The 19,755-nt window shown below is 69.6% G+C and carries 20 protein-coding genes and 1 pseudogene; 15 read left to right on the top strand and 6 right to left on the bottom strand.

The window, feature by feature from the left end; all coding sequences use genetic code 11:
- Positions 1–172 precede the first annotated feature (172 nt).
- Together ACFYP0_RS28845 and ACFYP0_RS28840 are read left to right on the top strand one after the other, a co-directional pair.
- The gene (locus ACFYP0_RS28845; protein WP_124853858.1) at positions 173–760 is read left to right on the top strand and encodes a DinB family protein; all 588 of its coding nucleotides are present in this window, start codon (positions 173–175) and stop codon (positions 758–760) included.
- A 17-nt stretch (positions 761–777) separates the two neighbouring features.
- The gene (locus ACFYP0_RS28840; RefSeq protein WP_124853857.1) at positions 778–1,632 is read left to right on the top strand and encodes a DUF4253 domain-containing protein; all 855 of its coding nucleotides are present in this window, start codon (positions 778–780) and stop codon (positions 1,630–1,632) included.
- 21 nt (positions 1,633–1,653) lie between these two features.
- Here the strand turns inward: ACFYP0_RS28840 and ACFYP0_RS28835 are convergent, their stop codons facing one another.
- The gene (locus tag ACFYP0_RS28835) at positions 1,654–2,700 is read right to left on the bottom strand and encodes a serine hydrolase domain-containing protein (protein WP_124853856.1); all 1,047 of its coding nucleotides are present in this window, start codon (positions 2,698–2,700) and stop codon (positions 1,654–1,656) included.
- A gap of 97 nt (positions 2,701–2,797) precedes the next feature.
- Between ACFYP0_RS28835 and ACFYP0_RS28830 the strand changes: the two genes are divergently transcribed.
- Complete coding sequence (locus tag ACFYP0_RS28830) at positions 2,798–3,667, top strand: fructosamine kinase family protein (protein WP_244218771.1); 870 nt, start codon at positions 2,798–2,800, stop codon at positions 3,665–3,667.
- Between the two features lie 127 nt (positions 3,668–3,794).
- Positions 3,795–5,006 (top strand): MFS transporter, encoded by a 1,212-nt coding sequence (locus ACFYP0_RS28825; RefSeq protein ID WP_386998285.1) that lies wholly within the window; start codon positions 3,795–3,797, stop codon positions 5,004–5,006.
- A 63-nt stretch (positions 5,007–5,069) separates the two neighbouring features.
- Here ACFYP0_RS28825 and ACFYP0_RS28820 read toward each other — a convergent pair.
- Positions 5,070–6,191, bottom strand: a pseudogene (locus ACFYP0_RS28820) (MFS transporter); the annotation flags it as partial.
- Positions 6,192–6,299: 108 nt separating this feature from the next.
- Here ACFYP0_RS28820 and ACFYP0_RS28815 point away from each other — a divergent pair.
- Positions 6,300–7,142: a LysR family transcriptional regulator gene (locus ACFYP0_RS28815; RefSeq protein ID WP_386998283.1), complete on the top strand. Its 843-nt coding sequence runs from the start codon at positions 6,300–6,302 to the stop codon at positions 7,140–7,142.
- A 16-nt stretch (positions 7,143–7,158) separates the two neighbouring features.
- On the opposite strand, the gene ACFYP0_RS28810 is transcribed toward ACFYP0_RS28815, so the two are convergent.
- Positions 7,159–7,614 carry a hypothetical protein gene (locus ACFYP0_RS28810; RefSeq protein ID WP_386998281.1) on the bottom strand — a complete coding sequence of 152 codons (456 nt, stop codon included), beginning with the start codon at positions 7,612–7,614 and terminating at the stop codon, positions 7,159–7,161.
- Complete coding sequence (locus ACFYP0_RS28805) at positions 7,611–8,009, bottom strand: DUF6069 family protein (protein WP_386998279.1); 399 nt, start codon at positions 8,007–8,009, stop codon at positions 7,611–7,613. Before ACFYP0_RS28805 ends, ACFYP0_RS28810 begins: the two co-directional genes overlap by 4 nt.
- Before the next feature lie 131 nt (positions 8,010–8,140).
- Here ACFYP0_RS28805 and ACFYP0_RS28800 point away from each other — a divergent pair, with 131 nt between their 5' ends.
- Together ACFYP0_RS28800 and ACFYP0_RS28795 are read left to right on the top strand one after the other, a co-directional pair.
- On the top strand, positions 8,141–9,301 hold the full coding sequence (locus ACFYP0_RS28800) for a sensor histidine kinase (RefSeq protein ID WP_386998277.1): 1,161 nt from the start codon (positions 8,141–8,143) through the stop codon (positions 9,299–9,301).
- Positions 9,289–9,951 carry a response regulator gene (locus ACFYP0_RS28795; RefSeq protein ID WP_244218769.1) on the top strand — a complete coding sequence of 221 codons (663 nt, stop codon included), beginning with the start codon at positions 9,289–9,291 and terminating at the stop codon, positions 9,949–9,951. Before ACFYP0_RS28800 ends, ACFYP0_RS28795 begins: the two co-directional genes overlap by 13 nt.
- Before the next feature lie 13 nt (positions 9,952–9,964).
- Here ACFYP0_RS28795 and ACFYP0_RS28790 read toward each other — a convergent pair whose 3' ends face one another.
- A complete protein-coding gene (locus ACFYP0_RS28790; RefSeq protein WP_357006398.1) occupies positions 9,965–10,441 on the bottom strand; it encodes a hypothetical protein in 477 nt (158 codons plus the stop codon).
- A complete protein-coding gene (locus tag ACFYP0_RS28785; RefSeq protein ID WP_386998274.1) occupies positions 10,438–11,031 on the bottom strand; it encodes a CDP-alcohol phosphatidyltransferase family protein in 594 nt (197 codons plus the stop codon). The genes ACFYP0_RS28790 and ACFYP0_RS28785 overlap by 4 nt, the downstream gene beginning before the upstream one ends.
- Positions 11,032–11,169: 138 nt before the next feature.
- On the opposite strand from ACFYP0_RS28785, the gene ACFYP0_RS28780 reads away from it, so the two are divergent.
- The 8 genes from ACFYP0_RS28780 to ACFYP0_RS28745 all read left to right on the top strand — a co-directional run bounded on the left by ACFYP0_RS28780 (position 11,170) and on the right by ACFYP0_RS28745 (position 19,622).
- Positions 11,170–12,276, top strand: coding sequence for a sensor histidine kinase (locus ACFYP0_RS28780; RefSeq protein WP_386998272.1), 1,107 nt, complete (start codon positions 11,170–11,172; stop codon positions 12,274–12,276).
- The gene (locus ACFYP0_RS28775) at positions 12,273–12,920 is read left to right on the top strand and encodes a response regulator (protein ID WP_386998270.1); all 648 of its coding nucleotides are present in this window, start codon (positions 12,273–12,275) and stop codon (positions 12,918–12,920) included. Before ACFYP0_RS28780 ends, ACFYP0_RS28775 begins: the two co-directional genes overlap by 4 nt.
- A 94-nt stretch (positions 12,921–13,014) precedes the next feature.
- Complete coding sequence (locus ACFYP0_RS28770; RefSeq protein WP_386998268.1) at positions 13,015–13,533, top strand: DUF6000 family protein; 519 nt, start codon at positions 13,015–13,017, stop codon at positions 13,531–13,533.
- Between the two features lie 213 nt (positions 13,534–13,746).
- On the top strand, positions 13,747–14,610 hold the full coding sequence (locus ACFYP0_RS28765; RefSeq protein ID WP_386998266.1) for a TIGR03620 family F420-dependent LLM class oxidoreductase: 864 nt from the start codon (positions 13,747–13,749) through the stop codon (positions 14,608–14,610).
- A 1,318-nt stretch (positions 14,611–15,928) separates the two neighbouring features.
- On the top strand, positions 15,929–16,570 hold the full coding sequence (locus ACFYP0_RS28760) for a hypothetical protein (protein ID WP_386998264.1): 642 nt from the start codon (positions 15,929–15,931) through the stop codon (positions 16,568–16,570).
- A gap of 45 nt (positions 16,571–16,615) precedes the next feature.
- The gene (locus ACFYP0_RS28755; RefSeq protein WP_386998262.1) at positions 16,616–18,349 is read left to right on the top strand and encodes a hypothetical protein; all 1,734 of its coding nucleotides are present in this window, start codon (positions 16,616–16,618) and stop codon (positions 18,347–18,349) included.
- Between the two features lie 244 nt (positions 18,350–18,593).
- Complete coding sequence (locus ACFYP0_RS28750; protein ID WP_386998260.1) at positions 18,594–19,097, top strand: O-acetyl-ADP-ribose deacetylase; 504 nt, start codon at positions 18,594–18,596, stop codon at positions 19,095–19,097.
- A 162-nt stretch (positions 19,098–19,259) separates the two neighbouring features.
- A complete protein-coding gene (locus tag ACFYP0_RS28745; protein WP_386998258.1) occupies positions 19,260–19,622 on the top strand; it encodes a hypothetical protein in 363 nt (120 codons plus the stop codon).
- Positions 19,623–19,755 lie beyond the last annotated feature (133 nt).

Raw genomic sequence — 19,755 nt, 5'->3', positions numbered from 1 at the left:
GGACCGCCCACCTGTGGGGGCTCCCCGGCCCCGGCCGGGGCCCGGGGGCCCACCGCGTGTGCCCCGGGACGCTCCCCCCCCCGGGCCTAGGGGGGGGTGGGGGGGCCCGGCGCCCCGGCGCCGCCCCACCGAGGGTCCGCTTGGGCGCGGCGGATAGGGAAGACTGGCGCGCATGGCAGATCTGAGCGATCCGAAGGCCGCGCTGCACGCCTACCTCCGGGGGAACCGCGAAGACCTCATCTGGAAGCTCGACGGGCTCAGCGAACGGGAGGTCAGGCTGCCCCGCACGGCGACCGGCAACAACCTGCTGGGCCTGGTCAAGCATTGCCTCAATGTCGAAGCCGGCTACTTCGGGCCCACCTTCGGTCGCGAATTCCCGACGCCCGACGAGTTGGTCCCCCTGACGGCGTTCGACGAGGACCCGCAGGCAGACTGGTACGCCCGTGAGGACGAGACGAAGGACGGGCTGATCGACCTGTATCGCCGGGTCGGCGCGTTCGCCGACCAGACGATCGACCAGCTGCCGCTCGACGCGCCGGGGCAGGTGCCGTGGTGGCCAGATCGGCAGGACGTGACGCTGCAGCGGATCATCATCCACGTGACCTGCGATCTCGCCCGGCACGCCGGGCACGCCGACATCATGCGCGAACAGCACGACACGGCGGTCGGCCTCCGGCGGAACAACAGCGTCATCCCCGACGACTACGACTGGCCGGCGTACGTCAGCAAGCTGACGAAGCTGGCCGACCACTTCGGGTGACCGGGAAAGCTGCGGACGTGCGAGCCGACCTCAACCAGATCGAAGCGGCCTTCCTGGGCACACCACTGGCCGGCCTGCCGGTCGGGCACGGCCCGTCGGGCACCATCCTCGTCGCCGACGTCGACCCCGACCGTCTGCACGAGGTCTGGCAGGCCGCCGAGGCGCTGGTGCCGGTCATCGGACGCCGGCCCGTCATGGTCACCGACGACTTCGACGACGCACTGACGATCCGGTCCGAGCCCGAGCAGGGTCCGTCGGAGTCGGAGCTACGCGCGTTCGTCGAGGCGGCGGCATCCTCCGAACCCTGGCTGACCTACCGCCACTACAGCGAGGACCAACACGTCGACAAGGACGAGATCGGGTTCTACGCGCGTGGCACGACTGGCGTCGACCTGACCGACCTGGTGCCGGATGTGGTGCTGCCGACACCAGTCTCGGTGCTGGAGCGAGCGCTGTACGACCGGCTGCTCGCCGACGCCGACCTGCACGCCCAGGTGCTTGGCAACGTGCGGCTCGTGACGCAGACCGACTACTGGTTCACGCCGGACAGCGTCCTGCTCATGCTGCTGCCCACCAGCGACGTCCACGGCTCGGCGTACTGGGTGGACTTCTACGGTGCGCTCACCGAGGAAGATCAGCAGCAGCTCGCCGAGGTACTGGCGCAGTGGCGGCACCGGTGGGACGCCCGTCTGGTCGCCTCGTGGGGCACCATGCTCCAGTTTCAGGTGGGTCGTCGCCCGACGCCGGGCGACGAGGCGTGGGCTGCCGCCGGTCAGCTCAAGGCGCTCGCTCCGAACCTCGAACTGAGCCGATGGGAGGTCGCCGTCGCCCTACCGGCCGGTGACGCGTGGTTCGTCCACAACCGGCCCTGACCGATACGGTCCCCCCGCAGTTCAACCCTCGTCAACCCGCGCGGTCGTGACGGTACGAGAGACTTCCCGGATCACATCGAGCGGTTCCTCGGTCCAGTGGGAGGCGAGGACGAGTTCCCGGGCCGGGTCGACCCACAGCAGATGTCGTCCGCCGTTGCCCCGAGCGCTGCGGCCGGTCGCCGGGGCTCCGCGCCACGGCACCTGCTCATCATTGAGCCACCACAGATAGCCGTACTCCCGTTTGACCGGGCACGGAGCCCAGGACTGGTCAACCCACTCGGCGCTGAGCAGCCGGGTCCCGGCATGGGTCCCCCGGTCCAGGAAGAGCTGCCCGATCAGGGCCAGGTCCCGGGCCGGGACGATCAGTCCCCCGCCCCAGTGCGCGCCACCGGAGACCGCTTCGACCCGGCGTCCGTCGAGGTCGACGACGCTCGTCCGGTACCCGTGCCACGACCACCGGTCGGAGGCACCCAGCGGGTCCATGACCCGCTCCCGCAACACCTCCGGCAGCGATCTGCGAAACAGCAGCGTCAGCGCGTACGCGAGCAGGTTCATCCGCACGTCGTTGTACGCCCACCCCTGGCCCGGGGGTGTGCCGTGCACCTCGGTCCGCTCGCGGAAGCTCTGCGCGTCGACGCTCGTCGGCTTGCCCCACAGCTCGCCCTCCCACTGGCTCGACTGCTGCAGCAGATGACGCCAGGTGATCTGCTCGTTGTGCGGCCCCCGGAACTCGGGAACGTCGACGACCTGGTGCACCGGTTGGTCCGGCACCAACAGCCCGTCGTCGAAGGCCAGGCCGGCCACCACCGACACGACCGACTTGGTGACGCTGAACGCCATCTCCGGGACGTCCGGGTCGCCCCAGGCCGCGACCTCCCGACCGCCCACCCGGACGACACCACTGGCTCCACTGGCGGCACGCAGCGGGCCGACGACCTCACGATGGCTGGCGTCGGAGACCTGTGCGGCCAGGTAGGTCTCGATGTCGGCGGCGTCTCTGGTCCACCGAGCACCGAACTCCTGGACGGTCCGCTCCAGCCGCTGCTGATCCACCGACACGTGACGCATGCCCCGCAGTGTCCACCACCGCCGCTGCCGCCAGGGCGAGTCGTGACCAGCCGCATAGGATCGGGCGACCTCGTTCGCCGGACCTGAGGAGTGTCCCGTGACCCTGCTGGAGCGCCTGCACCTGGCCGGTATGCGCGAGGTCGTCGCGGTGCAGCCGGTGACCGGCGGGCTCGCGGCCATCGCGGGCATCGCCACCCGCCGGGATGCCCCGTCGGTGTTCGTCAAGGCATTCGCCGACCCGCCGGACGGCGACGTCTTCGGCGCCGAGGCCGAAGGGCTGGCCGCCCTGCGCGAGCTGGGCGGTGTGGCGACACCCGAGGTGATCCTGGCGGATCGGGACGTCCTGGTGTTGTCGGTGTTGAGCGAGAGGCCGCGCAGCGAGGCCTTCTGGGAGCAGTTCGCACACCTGCTCGCCCGCCTGCACCTGACTACGACCCACCCCCGTTTCGGCTGGCACCACGACAACTGGCTGGGCCGTCGCCGCCAGGTCAACACGTGGAACGACGACGGCTTCGCCTTCTTCGCAGAGCACCGGCTGCTGCGTTGGCTCGACGAGCCCCGCGTCGAGGCGGCGCTCGATGCGGAAGACCGTTCGGCGCTGGAACGGCTCTGCGACCGGCTGCCCGACCTGCTGCCGGAGCGTCCGGCGTGTCTGACGCACGGCGACCTGTGGGCACAGAACGTCCTGGCCACCGCGGACGGAGAGCCGGCGCTGATCGACCCGGCCGTGTCGTACCTGTGGGCCGAGGTCGACCTCGCGCACGTGTGGTCCACCTCGCCCCCGCCCGAGGCGCGACGGATGTTCGAGGTCTACGCGGAGCTGACCTCGCTCGACGCCGGCTGGGAGGCCCGGATGCCGGTCATCCAGCTGCGACAACACCTCGCCGTGTTGGCGCAGTTCGACGACGACTGGGGCGCGGCCGATCAGATCCGCGCCGTCCTGGCCCCGTTCCGGACGCGATCCTGACACGGAGGGCCGGCCGCCGAGCGCGGCGGATGGCCCGGCCAGGTGATCCGTTCGACAGCAGCCGAGACCCGCGGTGGAGCGGGGTCCACCCTCGATTACGGTGACCCGCGGGAATGGGGGGTGGACCATGGCACCGGAGGTGTCGCCGCGAAGGGCCAGGGCTGTGCTCGTCACGCTCTCCCTCGCCGCGTTCGCGTTCATCACGACCGAGCTGCTGCCCGTCGGTCTGATGACCCGCATGGCACCCGATCTGGACCGGTCCCGCTCACAGGTGGGTCTGCTGGTCAGTGGGTACGCCGTGGTGGTGGTGCTGGCGTCCGTGCCGCTGACCCGACTGACTCAGCGCGTCCCCAGGCGGCACCTGCTCGGCGTCACGATGCTCCTGTTCGCCGTCGCGAACGCCGCCGCCGCGCTCGCGCCGACGTACGCCGTGCTGGCCGGCTCCCGCCTGGTGACCGCCCTCGCCCAGGCGCTGTTCTGGTCCGTCGCCACGGCGACCGTGATCGGGCCGTTCCCGGTCGCGGTGCGCGGTCGGGCGGTGGCGCTGTTCGCGACCGGAGCGACGCTCGCCCCGGTGCTCGGCGTACCCTTCGGCACCTGGATCGGGCAGCAAGCCGGCTGGCGCGCGGCGTTCGCGGTGCTGGCCGGGATCGGTGTGGCGATCGCCGCCGCGGTGCTGCTCCTTCTTCCCTCCTATCCCCCGGCCGCTGGCGGCGCCGCCCGGGGCAGCGCACCGGACGGGCGGCGCTTTGCGGTCCTGCTGATCGCCACCGCCCTCGGCATCGGCGGGTTCATGACCCTGCAGACCTACGTGACACCGTTCCTGCTCGACGTCAGCGGCTTCGCCGACGCGGTGCTGGCGCCGTTGCTGTTCGTCTCCGGCGCGGCCGGCGTCGTCGGCACCCTGATCGCGGCCCGGACTCTCGACACCCGACCGATCGCTTCGCTGCTGACGCCGCTGGCCATCGGCACGGCCTCCCTGCTCGGGCTCTACGGGCTCGGCGCGCTCAAGCCGGGCGTCGTCGCGCTGCTCGCCGGGATCGGCCTCGCGTACGCGGCGTTCGGCTCCGCCGTGCAGAACCGGATGCTGCAACTGGCCCCGGGCAGCACCGACATCGCGTCGGCCGGGGTCAGCACCGCCTTCAATGCCGGCATCGCCGGCGGATCACTGCTCGGCGGTGCCCTCCTGCCCACCTCGGGGGCACTACCGCTGGCGCTCGCCGGCGGGCTGCTGACGCTGGCCGCCTTCACGTTGCTCGCCGTGGACGCGCGCCGCCACCGCGTCAACGGGCCGGAGCGGCCCATCGCCCGTCCCTCCACCAGTTCGGCAGTCGGCTAGGGCCTCTTTCCCAAGAGCTGGCCGGCCTGCGGTGGGCCCAGGCATCGCCCGGCGGCGTTGTCGCGCGGGTGATCGGCGGGACAGTACGTATCCGGTCCCCGCGGCGGCGAGGCCGGCAAGCCCGGCCGCCGCGAAACCGCCCGCCGGCACGGAGAGGTCGATCGCCACGCCGACGAGCGGGGATCCGAGCGCGAAACCGGCGCTCTGCGCCGACGATTGCAGACCCGTCACCTCGCCGCGTGCGCGGGGCGGCGCCAGGCGGCTCACCGCGTCGGCCACCGAGCCGAGGGTCGGCGCGGTGAGGAGGCCGCTGCCCACGACGGCCACGCACAACCAGGCCCAGTCGTGGGCCAGTCCGGCGGGAATCGTCACGAGCCCGAGCAGGGCGAGCAGCAGCCAGGTGGGCAGCGGCCGGGTCAGCGCGCCGTAGATCAGCCCACCGATGACCGACGACACGCCGAACACCACGACGACCGCGGCGGCCCAGGACACCTGACCTGCCTCCCGCAGCGTGGCGACGATGGCGAGGTCGACGCCGCTGAGCAGCGTCGTCGTCCCGAAAGCCATCGTCAGCGCGGCGATCATCCTCGCGCTCAGCCACTGCCGCCGTGGGGGTCGTTCCGCTGCGGCGGCCTCCGCCTCGTCCCGGGCGTGCATCGGTGGGTTGAGCACGGCGATGCCGACACCACCAGCCAGGATCGCGGCGCCGACCCCCCACGCCACCACGTCGGGGGACACCGTCGCCGCGCCCAGGATCACCACCGCCGGACCCACGATGTACGACAGCTCGCCCTGCACGGCTTCCAGCGCGAACGCGGCCCGGCGCTGCTCCGACGTCGTCATCGCGGCGATCGCCTGTCTGCTCACCGCCTGGGCCGGCACCATCAGCAGACCCGCCACGAAGCTGGCGACCACCAGGAGCCCGTACGGCAGGACCGGCACGCCCAGCCAGAACACGACCTGCACGGTGACGGTCACCAGCAGGACCAGGCGCAGGCCCCGCGAGTCGATCATGCGGCCGAGCAGTGGCCCGCCCAGTGCCACTCCGGCGGTCAGGGCCGCCGCGACCCCACCCGCTGCCGCGTAGCTCAACTCCAAGCCGAGGACGACGAAGAGGGTCAGCGCCATGACATCGGCCGTTATCGCGGTGCGGGCCAGCAACGAGACGCCCAGCAGCGGCGCCATTCCTGGCACGGCGAGCACCTGCCGGTAGCTGGTCACCCGGTTGACGCTAGTTCCGCCCGCGCGCCATAAGAAGATGGCATCTCGTTGCGGTTGGCATAATAATTTCTTATGGCCAGGGACCTGGAGACCGCCCTGCTGCGATCGTTCGTCGCCGCCGTGCGGGAGGGCAGCATCAGCCGTGCCGCGACAGCGCTCGGGCAGACCCAGCCCGGTCTCAGCCAGCAGTTGCGCAAGCTCGAAAGCATCGTCGGCCGTCCGTTGCTGCACCGGTCGTCATCTGGCGTCTCGCCGACCCGGGCGGGCGAAGAGCTCCTGCCGTACGCCGAACGCATCCTCTCGCTGTCCGCACAGGCACTCGCCGAAACCGGACGCGCGCTCACCGGCCACTGTGGCGTCGGGTTGCTCGAAGACCTCGCCGCGTCCCACCTTCCGCAGGCCCTCGCCGACCTCGCCCGGCTGCATCCCGGCGCGACGCTGGAGGTGCTCAGCTGCTCCAACGCCGCCATGCGGGAGGCCTACGACGCGGGACGCGTCCAACTCGTGCTCGACGCGGTACCGGACATTCCCGGGCCGCCGCGCTGGACGGTGCGAGCCCCGCTGGTCTGGGCGACCGGGCAGGGCGTGGACGTGGCCGCCGATCCGCTGCCGGTGGTGCTCTTCTCCAACCCGTGCTCCTGGCGTACGTCGGTGCTGGACGCCCTGGAGCATGCCGATCGGCGCTGGCGGGTGGCCTTCGAGAGCAACAGCCTGGTCGGGGTGCTCGCCGCGGTACGGGCCGGGCTCGGCGTGGCGGCGCTCATGCCCGCGAACCTCGAACCGGTCATGATCTGCCGGGACGCTGCTGCCCTGCCCGCCCTGCCGGACGTCGAGTTCGGTCTCGCCCGGCATCCACGCACCGAGGGTGATCCGCTGATCGACGCCGTGGAGACGGTGCTCCGTCGCCTCGTCTGAGCACGCGCCTGGGCGGTCACCCACTCGCCCCGCTGACGACCGCCATCATGATCAGGGTGCGTCGCCGCCGCTGACTCATCAGCGCGAAACAGGCGGTGAGCACCACCAACTCCAGCTCGGCCCACTCGCCGGTGACGTCGACGCTGATCGGCCCGCCGCGTCGGCCGGGGAGGCGTACCGCGAGGCGGTGCCCGTCGCGTACCAACTCACCGCCGCAGCGACCGGGCGCCCAGCGGGCCACCCCGCCGGGCCCCGGCACGTGCGACCGGCCCGGGTCGAGCCGTACCGGCACGCCGTGCTCGCCCCGGGCGGCGAACCCGATACGTCGGCGGTCGGTCGGTGTGACCGTCCAGCGGCCGGTGCCGGTGCGGATCTCGCCGCACCGCCAGGTCCAGCCGGTACGCAGGGAAGCGCGCGCCCCGGAGTCGAGGACGAAGGTCCCGTCCTGTTTGCGGACGGTCAGCGTGGTCATCGGTTCGCCCCTTCCGGACGCGACCGGGGCAGACCGAGGATGAGGATGACGCCGACGCTCAGGTGCAGCAGCGCGAGGGTGGCCTTCGCTCCCCCGCCGACGCCACTCGGTGGCCCGACCACGAGCGACAGCAGCAGGACGGCACCCGCGATCGAGGTCCACCAGACACGGGAGCGGTTGGTGCGTTCCAGCACCGCGATCAGCGCCCAACCGGCCAGCGCCGCGACGGCCGCGGCCACGATGACCGCGGCCACCGTGATCTGCCGGGTCGAGTTTGCGGACCTGACCGCCAGGTCGACACCGGCTGCCGAGTGCAGAAGCGCGAACTCGACCACCGCCGCCACGATCGCGCCGGCCGCCACCGCGGCCCGTCCCAGGAGAAGGTTGTTCGTCATGCTCCGAGTCTGTGGACCGGGCCGGGTCTGACGCGTCGGTCCAGAAGCCGCGGCGGGTACGTCCGCTGGCGGCTCGGCGTACTACCAAAGGAGGTGGTCCGGCCGGCCGCGAGGCCAGTAGCGTGCGCGGTGTGGATGCGGCGACGTGCGAGGTGAAGCCGCCGCGGACGTGGCGTTCCGTCCCGGCGGTCGTGACGACCGTGGCGGTCGGCGTCCTCGTCGCGACCATGCTGTGGTCCGCCACCCGGTCCAGCTCCGCGGGCCTGGTCGGCGTCGACGTCGCGCTGGCGGTGGCCGCCCTGGCCCTCGTTCCGGTGGTCCTCCGCCGACCGTGGATCGGTGGCGTGCTGGCCGGCCTGCTCGTCGCGCTGTCTCCGGTGGCCACGCCGGTGGCCAGCTTCGCGGTGCTGTTCATCGCCCGCAACCGGCCGTTTCGACAGGCGGCGGCGGTGGCGGCGGTCGGCGTGGCGGGCGAGGCGGTGCAGGCGTTCTGGCGGCCGGTGCCCAGCCTGCCGTACGGGTGGCGACTGGTGCTGATGACGATCGCCTACGCGGCCCTGCTCGGCTGGGGCACCTGGGCGCAGGCCCGCAACGCCCTGCTGGCGGCGCTGCGGGATCGGGCCCGGCGCGCCGAGCAGGAGCAGGAACGACGGGTCGACGAAGCGCGGGCGGCGGAGCGCAACCGGATCGCGCGGGAGATGCACGACGTGCTGGCCCACCGGCTGTCCCTGCTGGCGGCGGCCGCCGGCGCGATGGAGTACCGGCCGGACGCGCCGCCCGAGCGGCTCAGCGCCGCCGCCGGGGTGATCCGGGCCAGCGCACACCACGCCCTCGACGAGCTGCGCGAGGTCATCACCCTGCTGCGCAGCGACGACACCGAGTCGCCGACCGACGCACCACCCGGGCAGACCCTCGCCGACCTGCCGCGCCTGGTCGACGAGGCGCGGGCCGCCGGACAGCAGATCGAGGTCGACGACCCGCTCGGCCCGCCGGTCGAGATCCCCCCGACGGTCGGCCGCACCGCGTACCGGATCGCGCAGGAGGCACTGACCAACGCCCGCAAGCACGCCGCCGGCCAGCCGGTCCGGCTGGTGCTCGGCGGCGCACCCGGCTCCGGCCTGAGCATCGCGGTGAGCAACCCGACCACGCCCGACAGCGGCGCCAACGGCAGCGCCGGTACCGGCCTGATCGGCCTCGCCGAACGGGCTGCGCTCACCGGCGGCCGGGTCGCGCACCACGTCGACGCAGCGGGTCGGTTCCACCTCACCGCATGGTTGCCGTGGCCGACGTGACGGGTCCGATCCGGGTCGTCATCGTCGACGACGATGCCCTCGTACGGGGAATGCTCACGCTGATGCTCGACGGCGCCGATGGGATCGTCGTGGTGGGCGAGGCCGCCGACGGCGCCACGGCGATCACGGCGGTGGACCGGCACCTGCCGGACGTGGTGCTGATGGACATCAGGATGCCCGGCGTCAACGGCATCACCGCCACCGAGCGCCTGCGCCGCCGCCACCGACCACCCGAGATCATCGTGCTCACCACGTTCGACACCGACGAGCACGTGGTGCGAGCCCTCCGAGCCGGCGCTAGCGGCTTCCTGCTCAAGGACACCCCGCCCGAGCAGATCAGTCAGGCGGTCCGCGCGGTGGCGGCCGGCAACCCGATGCTGTCTCCGGGTGTGACGCGCCGCCTCATGCAGCGGGTCGCGTCGGGGGCCGAGTCCTACGAGCAGGCGCACGAGCGGCTTGCCCTGCTCACACCCCGGGAACGCGACGTCGTGCTGGCCATCGCGCAGGGTCGCTCCAACGCCGAGATCGCCAGCGAGCTGCTGATGAGCGTGACGACGGTGAAGGCCCACGTCTCGCACATCCTGACCAAGCTGGATCTCGACAACCGCACCCAGATCGCCCTGCTCGCCCACGACGGTCGGCTCCTCTGACGGGGAGTCGGGGTCAGGCCAGCACCGCTGGCAGGACGAGCAGGGCGAAACGGATCACCCGCCCGGAGAGGCAGGCGGCGGCGAACTCCCAGCGTCGAAGGCCTGCGGTGCCGGCGGCGAGGCTGACGACGGCCAGCGGTGGAACCCCGACCGCGGCGGAGGCCAGCACGGTCGGTAGGGCGGTGCGGCGGCGGGAGAGCCAGCGTCGGATCGGCTCGGTCCACCGCGCGGCCCGAGCCGCCGCGCGACCTGACTTTGCCCGCTTCGCGACCTTCTGGGCCAGTCGCCCCGACCCTCGACGCGCCGACTCGAACAGCAGCAGCTTGCCGACGGTCTGCCCGAGCGCCAGGGCGACCACCACGGCGACGAGAGCATGGCCGCCGCCGCGTTGCCCGGCGACCACGGCGTAGGCCTCGGCGTTGACGATCGGGACGAGCGCCGAAGCGACACCGTAGCCGAGCGCCACCACGGTCTCGGCGAGGCTGCTCATGCCCGGCCGTCCCGTTCGAGCAGCCGGACCACCGCTGCGACCGACCACAGCTTCACCGCGACGACGGCGACGGCGACGCCGAGCGCGAGAAGGTACTGCCCGAACGCGATGGCGCCGATGACCCCGGCGGTGTTGGCGACCTTGGCCAGGGGCGACCAGTTCAACTCCCACACCCGCCGGTCGACCAGGTGGAAGTAGTTGGGGCTCAGCAACGGCCAGCACAGGAACGCCAGCGACAGCATGGTGTCCAGCACCAGGAACGAGAGCAGGAAGACCACTGCCACGACCGCGACGTCCGGCACGAGGGAGACAAGGCCCACGCAGAGTACGGCGGTGCACGCGCGGTCGCTCACGATGTCGAAGACGGCCCCGACCCGCGTCTCCTGTCCGAGCCGGCGGGCGGCCCAGCCGTCGAGCATGTCACCGATCCAGTAGATACCGTACGATACCGCCATCAACGCGACCGAACCGGAGACGAGGGCCGCGATACCGACGGTGACAGCGGCGACCGTGCGAACGGCGGTGATGTAGTTGGGAACCGTACGAAGCGGGCCGACGGTGATGGCAACGCGGGAGTCGACGAGAGTCACCTCCGCAGAGTCGTCCGGCGGGCGTTTTCGCGGAACGTGCCGCGGTGCCGATCTGGTCCCGAGGGTGGTACCAGGGTGCCGGCCGATCCGGTACCTGGGTACTGGCCGGTCTTCCGGCTGGTCGCGGAGACTGAGCAGGTGCTGACTCGAATCCGCGAACGGTTACGTGACCCCGAGCGAGTGCGCCGGCTCGCGTACGCTGCGGTGGTTTTGATCATCGCCGCGGTGGTCACCACCGTCGAGGACGGCGTGTCCGTGCCGTCGGGCTGGGCGTGGCTGGTGCTGCCGGTCGGCCTCGGGGCCACGGCGCTGCGCCCCCGCTACCGAACCCTGGTCTTCGCGGTCTGCGCGGGGTTCGTGGCGATCGTGAGCACCGGTGAGTCGGTGCAGTTGGGCCTCGCGGCCGCCGGCCTGGTGTTCGTCTCGGTCTGCGAGGACCCGGCCCGCCACCCGTGGCTGGGGTGGGTGGGTGGCCTGGTCGGCGCGGCCGGTGCCCTCACCAACGCGCTGCTCAACGGACGAGGGCTGTACGAGCAGCCGTTCTTCTTCGTGACGGCCGGCTATCTCCTGGCGGTCCTGTTGCGATCGTGGTCACGCGGTCGCGCCCTGACCCGGGAGACAGACGACCTGCGCGGCCAGGCCGCCTGGCTCGAACAGCGCACCAACCTGGCCCGCGAACTGCATGACGTGGTCGGCCACCACGTCACCGCGATGGTGGTGCAGGCCGAGGCGGGCCAGCTCAGTGAGGACCCGGGGGCGGCTCTGCGGGCGATCGCGGGCAGTGGCCGCACCGCACTGAGCGAGCTGGACACGCTCGTCGTGCACCTGCGCGATCCGGACGCGTCGATCGCGGTGAGCGCGCCACCGCGCCTGTCCGACATCGACGAGCTGCTCGCCCAGCCGCTGCGCCAGCAGGGCGTGACGGTGCGGGTCCAGCTGGACCCCGAGCCGGGCCTGGACGAGATCGGCGTGTTGACCGCCTACCGCATCGCCCAGGAGGCCCTCACCAACATCGCCCGCCACGCGAAAGCGACGGCGGCCTGGGTCGAACTGGTCCGCGTCGGCGACCACGCCCGCCTGCGGATCAGCGACGATGGCATCGGGCCGCCCCGCGCACCCACGAGCGGCTCGGGCCTGCTCGGCATCGGGGAACGCGTTTCCGCGCGCGGCGGGAGCTGGGAGCTGAGCCACCGCCCCGGCGGCGGCACAGTGGTGCAGGCCAACCTGCCGGTGGCGAACAGATGATCCGCATCGCGATCGCCGACGACCAGGAGCTGGTCCGGGACGGCTTCAGCCTGATCCTGCGGTCCCAACCCGACATCCAGGTCGCGGCCGAGGCGGCGGACGGCCGACAGTTCCTCGACGCCGTACGTCGAGACTCCCGCATCGACGTCGCCCTCGTCGACATCCGCATGCCGGTGCTCGACGGCCTGCAAGCCACCCGCGAGCTGGCCACGATCCCGCACGCCCCGGCCGTCATCGTCGTCACCACCTTCGACGACGACGCTTACGTCCTGGACGCCATCGCCGCCGGCGCACGAGGGTTCCTGCTCAAACGCTCCAGCGCCCGTGACCTGATCGCCGCGGTGCGCACCGTCGCGGCCGGCGAGGCGGTCCTCTCCGCCGAGGTCACCGGCGCCGTACTCGACAGGGTCCGCGCGACCGGCCCGGCCTCCCGCGTGGAGTTGACGGCCTACCAGCTGACCGCCCGGGAGACCGACGTGCTCGCCCTGATCGGCGCCGGACTCAACAACAACGAGATCGCCGAACGCCTCTACCTGTCCATGAGCACCGTGAAGACCCACGTGACCAACGTGCTGGCCAAAACCGGCAGCCGCGACCGCGTACGGGCCGCCATCCTGGCGATCCAGGCCGGCCTCGCACCATGACCGGAACCAGCCGGCGGGCTCGACCTGGGCGTCTTTGTCGCCGAGCAGGCTCGCCCGCTAGGTTGCGGACGTGGACCAAGGGGATATCGACGACGTGATCGACCGCTGCGTCGTGCCGTTCTACCTCGACATGATGGGAACCAATGCCATCAGGTACGGGCAACCGTTGATAACGGCACTCGCCGATGCGAGCCGAGGTGTCACCCCAGCCCAGGTGACGGCGCTCCTGCGGGATGGCTGGCGTCCGCAGGTCATGGGTGCCTGGTATTCGGTAACGGTTGCCGGACCCGAGGTGACCACCGCCGTTCTGCACGCCCTCGCCACATCGCGGGGTGCCCTCGACGCACCGTCGCTCGCGACAGCCGCCGTTGTTCTGGCTGGCCCCGAGGCCATCGAAGCCCTGGAGCGGTACTTCGCCGCTGACCAGGCGAAGGGTTGGGGAGCGAGTGGGATCATCGCCGCCGCAGCGGACCACGTCCGTCGTCATCATTACGTCGCCACCTCGCTCCCAGCGCCGAGCAAGACGGACCAGGACACTTTTGCGGCTCTGCTCGACATCGCACGTCGGCTGCAGGCTGCCAGCCACGGTGACGGGGCTCGCACCGTGAGCTAGGGATCGGTGCGTACCAGCCGACGCTGCGGGCTGGCCCGCCACAGGAGCGACGTGCTCCGCCTGCCACTCGAAATCGCCCGCCGTGATGGCCGTCTGGTCGATGCCGAAGACATCGAACCACGGCAGCAGCGAGGCCGGACACCGCCCGTTCACATTGGGCTCGGGGAGCGCAAGCTGACGCGGTCAGCGGCCGATCGGTCGTAGGGTTCCGGTATGGCACAACGACTCGTCAGCGTATGGCAACCATTCTTCCTCGCTAGCGAGAGTCAGGGCGCGGCCATCGACGCCGCGACCGAGTTGGAGGACCTCGGCTACTCACGAATCTGGTTCTCCGGTGGTTTCGGCGAGAACGTCGCCCCCCGCTTCCGGGAGATCCTGGACGGGACCACGCGCATCGGGGTCGCGACCGGGATCGTGAGCATCTGGCACTCGTCGCCCCCCGAGGCGGCGGCGTTCGCCAAGGACGCGGAGCAGGCGCACCCTGGCCGGTTCCTGCTCGGTCTCGGCGCCAGCCACGCGGTGGTGGTGGAAAGCGGCGGCACCGACTATCGCAAGCCGTACTCACGGATGGTGCAATACCTCGACGGCCTCGACGCGGCCGGGCTCTCGCCCGAGCGGCGCATCCTGGCCGCACTGGGCCCGCGGATGCTCGAACTCTCCCGCGACCGCTCGACCGGGGCGCACCCGTATTTCGTCCCTGCCGAGCACACCGCCGAAGCCCGGGCGGCAATCGGACCCGACCGGCTGCTCGCCCCCGAGGTCGCGGTGGTCCTCGACGCAGACGCCACCACCGCGCGCGCCACCGCCCGCCAGTACACGAGCGGGTACCTCGCACTGCCGAACTACACCAACAACCTGCGGCGATTCGGCTGGACCGACGAGGACTTCGCCGACGGCGGCAGTGACCGCCTCGTCGACGCCCTGATCCCGTGGGGCGGCGTCGAGAAGGTGGTGGCCGGGTTGGAGAAGCACTACCAGGCCGGCGCGGACGAGGTGGCGATCCAGGTGCTCAACGGCGGCGGCGACACGACGTTCCCCGCCGACGCGTTCCGCGCCCTCGCCGCAGCCCTGGTCTGACCTCCGAAAACCAGCCGCTTCTCGGCGTCGACACCCCGGAGGTCTCGCTCGATGGTGTTCCCGGCTGCCCACCACATCGGTGAAGTGCGAGGGTGACACGGCGGGTAGACACGGGCCAGCCTGCCCGCTGAAGATCCTCGTTGTCGGGTCAACACCTGGCCCCCTTCCACCAACTGGGTGGCGGACACGGCCGAGCGATCGCTTTCTTGGCCGTTGACCTTGCGTGACGGCTACGAGACATGTCAATGTTCTTGTCACACGGGGGTGTGGTTGCGGCGCGGGAACGCCGCAACCACGTGCGCCCCCACCTCCCCTCGATCAAGGAGGTTCCATGCGGGGCAGAAAAAATCTTAGCTGGTCCACAGAGGCACTTCTCCATGGCCCCATCCGGAGCAGCCTCCCTGATCGGCGCCTCAGCGTCGGCGACGACCGCGAGTAGTCGGCTACCTACCAGGTCAAACAGGTGGCTTGACCCCGGTCTAGTTGTTGCACCATCGCCAACCTGATCTCGTCGTCATCCGCGGGACAGACGGTCGCGGCAAACGTTTCGAGGCGTTGTCCTCGGCATGACGCATGAGATCGGCTCCCCAGCCGGCACGACGATCCCTTATGGACGAAGACCGGTCAATCCGCACGCACGCCAGGCAAGCAGCTCCGGCATGCGCTTCCGAATCTCAACGTTCCCATCTCTGTTCCGGCACGTGACCTGTGTCGGTGAGGGCTCATGGAACGGCCACACCGTCGATGCGCAACTGGCGTCTTTCCCGACGGCAGCGGCACCTGCCTGGCCAAATCCGCTGGGCTCATTGACGCCTTGATGCTGGACGTCAGCACCGTACCGGGAAGTGTCCGACTACCGGCCATTGGGGCAGGTGGAGATATAGCCACCTGGCGATAACGACACGGGTCGCAGTCGGAGTGATGGCCAATCGACTGCCCGGAATCGAGCGCGAGGTCAATGCGCACCATCTGCGCAATGACGAGATAGGCCGAACAAACTATCTGGAGTCGTCGCACCGGTGTGCACTGTGCGCCCTGGGGCGGGACTCCGGCATTGGCATGCCTGCCAACCGCCCAGTTCTCCGGAGTAGTCGCAGGAGTCATCGCATTGGTGACGCCAAAAGCCGACGAGTGACCTACGTCACATCGTTCGGGTCAACAACAGGCGTCGGGCGGTGCTAGCGTCAATTTAATCCACGGGGGTGAATAGAAATGCCGATGTCGTGACTCAGAACTAGGGCCGACTGAAGTGGCGAGCCATGCGCCAGTACCGGCAGGGTATTGGCGCAATAACCCCCACAAAGAAGGGGATATATTTATGCGATCAACAACGCGACTGGCATGGAGCGCCTTCGCGGCCGTGCTCTTCGTCGGCACGATCCAAGCCCCAGCCTCGGCCGATCCGGCGCCGGTGGGATCCGATTCGGGCTACGTGATTGTCGAGCAGGATGGCGCCGGCGTGGTCTCCGTGCCGGACACATCGCTCGAAACGGCAAAGGAAAAGGAGGCGTGGCTCGCCGAGCGCGACCAGGGGCTCCAGACCTCGGCCACGACCCTTAAGAGCAATGGCAGCAAGTCTGTCTCCGGCGGATACTTGAACGTCGTCGGATCCTCCTCGCTCACCAGTGGGTGCGGCGTGTTCAGCTGCTGGCGGAAGTTCGGTAGCAACTGGGGAGACTTCAGCTGGATCGGATCCGGGAACATCAGCACGATTCAAGGCTCCCTGAAGTGGTGGCTCTCCGGCGTCAACGTCAGCTTCAGCCTGCCGGCTGGTGCCGGCTTCTCGGCTGCGGGAAGTGGCATCGTCTGGGAGCCTGCGGCCCTCAACAACGCCTGGCACGAGCACCTCGACTACTCGGCCAAGGTTCAACTGAACGCCACCATCGTCAACAATGCCTACTTCACCGCCCAAGGGGACTTCCTCAAGGGTGGAACCTGGTATCACGTGCAAGGAGACTAATTAACCTGGTCCCATTCACGGCATGACGTAGAGAGGTTGTAGGAAGTGGCTGCGCGCAAGACTATCTTCGGACGGCGGAGTGTGCTCGCTTGGGCTAGTCTTGCCGCAGTCCTTTTCGCTGGGTTCATCTGGATCGACGGAAAGATCGAGCAGAGAACGGCTGCGGACCAAAGCGTCGATGTAGATAGCGGCAACCCAATGGAGCAACATCCGCAGGAGCTGCTTCGCTCGGCGTGGGCAACTAACGGCACTGTAGGCTTCTTCGTCGACGTGAGTGGCTCCCGCGGAAACGCGATCTCGCTGTATGAGACGGCGTGGTGGTCCAGGAGCCTCACTAAGAGCCCCAATCGCCGATCCCACAATTTGGATCGGTCGACCGTGCAGGAGTGGCTACTTCCGATCCTCTACGGAAGCTCAGACGGTGAGCTCGCGGACACTGCCGGCATGCCCGAGTTGGCAGTGATTGACTCAGCCATCGAACTAGCCATCAACACCGGCGTCGCGATTGATAGCGGGAAAGTCGCCCGACGGATCGAATCCCTTCGTACCGGATCCATGTACAGGTCCGACATGAAGGACAACGCTCCGAGTTGGGGTAACACCGCAGTCGCCATGAAGGCACTGAGGAGCATTCGCGTCGAACCTCCGGCCGCCGTGGTCAGCGCCGCCGAAAAGGCTCTCATGACCTCGCTCGACGTGCGGAAGCCCGACGATCTCGTGGATCAAGTCATTCCGTTGATGGCAGTCATGGACGAAGACGCGAGGCGACGCCATTCGACAGAAGTCGCCGAGCAGCTTTCTCACATAAAGTCTGAGCTGCCCTCGATGTCGGCACTAGACAGGGTGACATCGGTCGCCATGATACGTAACTCTCCGCTGGGACCGGAGACTACCGCCTGGCCTTCCTCGCTCGTCTGCAAAGATCTGCTGGTCACCCCGCAAGGTGCGGCATTCACCAAGGGCAGAGCTGCCGATTCTCGACTAACTGCGAACGCGGTAGACGCGGGATGCTTGTCAGAGTTCGAGCCGCCCCCCTGGATGCAGTCTGGTTGGCCAAGCCTTCAGTCGGTCACCAGTTCTCCCCAGGCATCGGTTGCGGGCTTGCGTATTGCAAAGGCGCTTTCGATGACCGAGGAATACAGGAAACCGCTGACCGCGCAGCTGACGCAGACCTGGTTGCCCGCTCTTCAGTCCGCGAAGCCCGACGGAGTCGGTAACCTCGTCAGCGTAAACGCGTTGATTGGACTCCTCAATGCAGACTCAAAGGCGTTGCCCTCTCGCAAGTTGGGCGACGTGCATGCGGCGATTCAGGACGATAAGGGCCTTCAAGGGATCCCCCTTCTGCTGAGCGCCTGGGCCGAGGGCGCGCGGCTGTCACCACCCGCATCGGTTGACTCTGACGTCGATCTTGGCGCCAATATATTCGTTGCGGCGCGCGAGGAACTGAAGTTCCGGCTGACCGGCAGCGAAGGTTACCGAGCACGGGCGACGTCAGTCCTTCAGAAGCTTGCAATCGGGGACGGGACGTTCAGGTTCGAGGTCAAGCCGGGCAACACCGAGACGAACCACGCTTCTCCTATTGCGACTGCTATCGCAGCCTGGATAACTCAAAGCAAGGTGGACGTCGAGTCGCTGCGCGGCTCGGGCGCATGCACACAGGACCTTCTATGCGGCGGCCTTCCGCAAAACACAATGGCCGTGGACACCCCGTTACTCGCGACCTCGGCCGTTCTGACCTCAGCGACGGGAGACACGAAGTCCTTCCCGCTCGCACTCTAGATGCGACACGTCCTGTTTGCAGCTGACACGACCCACCGCCGCCGTCTCGACGGTGCCAGGAAACACGACGATCACCACCAGCGGACGGCCGTCTGGGGCAGTAGCGCGTATAGGCGCCTCAACCCCTCTCAGATGGCAGAAGGATGAGTGGGCCGCCGGAGTGCGGCGTCGGTTGTAGGCGGGGCGCAGCTGCGGTGTGCCGGGATGGCGGGTGGGGCTGACCGGCTGGTGGCATCATCGAGCCATGCCTGTGGTCGAAGTTGTTCGTGGCGACATCACCAGCGAGGGCGTCGACGCCGTCGTGACCGCGGCGAACGAGTCGCTGTTGGGTGGCGGCGGTGTCGATGGGGCGATTCACCGTGCGGCGGGGCCGCGTCTGGCCCAGGCGGGGGCAGCGCTGGCTCCGTGTGAACCCGGCGATGCGGTTGCCACGCCAGCTTTTGACCTCGACCCACCAATACGTCATGTCATTCACACCGTTGGCCCGGTCTGGGAAGGCGGCGGCCACGGCGAGGCCGACCTTCTGGCGTCGTGCTATCGGCGCAGCCTTGAGGTTGCCGATGAGATCGGCGCTCGCAGCGTCGCCTTCCCCGCCATCGCCACTGGCGTGTACGGATTCCCGGCCGACCAGGCAGCGAAGATCGCAATCTCGACCATCAGGGCAACGCCGACAAGGGTTGAGCGTGTTCGCCTGGTCGCCTTCGACGACGCCACGTACGAACTGCTGACTGCGGCGCTTCAGGGTTGATTGTCGGCCGTCGCAGGAACCGCGCGTGCCGTCGAGGCGTTGTCCGGCCCCGGACCATCGTCGTCCACTCTGGCATACTTCCCGGCATGACCGCACAGCGAAGGGACCGTGCCGCGTAGGCGACCTGGGGCGCTACGCGCCGCCAAACCCAGTCGTCGACAGGTGCCCGAATCCCGTGCACACTTTCACGGCATCTCCGGCAAGGCCGTCGCCGACGTCGTTCGGCTGGAGCGCCACAACAACCGCTTGTATCCCGGTGATATCGGCCGCGCACTTCGGGGCTGGACCGACAAGGTACGAGGCCCTGCCCGTGACCTGCTGGACGATTTTGGCGGGTGCCCCTGCGGTTGCACCTCGGACTATCGGGATCGGGCGGTGCTGGACATCGCCCTGCGATCGCTGACCGGAAAAACGGCGCGGGAGCTGCGGCGGGTCGTCGGTGCAGCCGATGATCTGTTCCTCAGTCGAACCCTGGCCAACCCCTGGGCCGATCCCCGCGCCCCCTGGTGGGAGCAGCGGATCTGAACCCCCGGGCGACGCGCTGTTCGGGCGACAGGTTGCGGTGCGTGGTTGCTGGGTAATACCTGAATGTCGGGCACACATGGGTACGCTGCACCGGCGGTGGCCCCAACCAACTCCGCCGCACCGCGGCCACCCG

The sequence above is a fragment of the Micromonospora arida genome, from assembly GCF_042873195.1.
Classification (GTDB): Bacteria; Actinomycetota; Actinomycetes; order Mycobacteriales; family Micromonosporaceae; genus Micromonospora; species Micromonospora arida.
The sequence above is the reverse complement of the archived record's forward strand: the minus strand, read 5'-3'. Positions and strand labels throughout refer to the sequence as shown.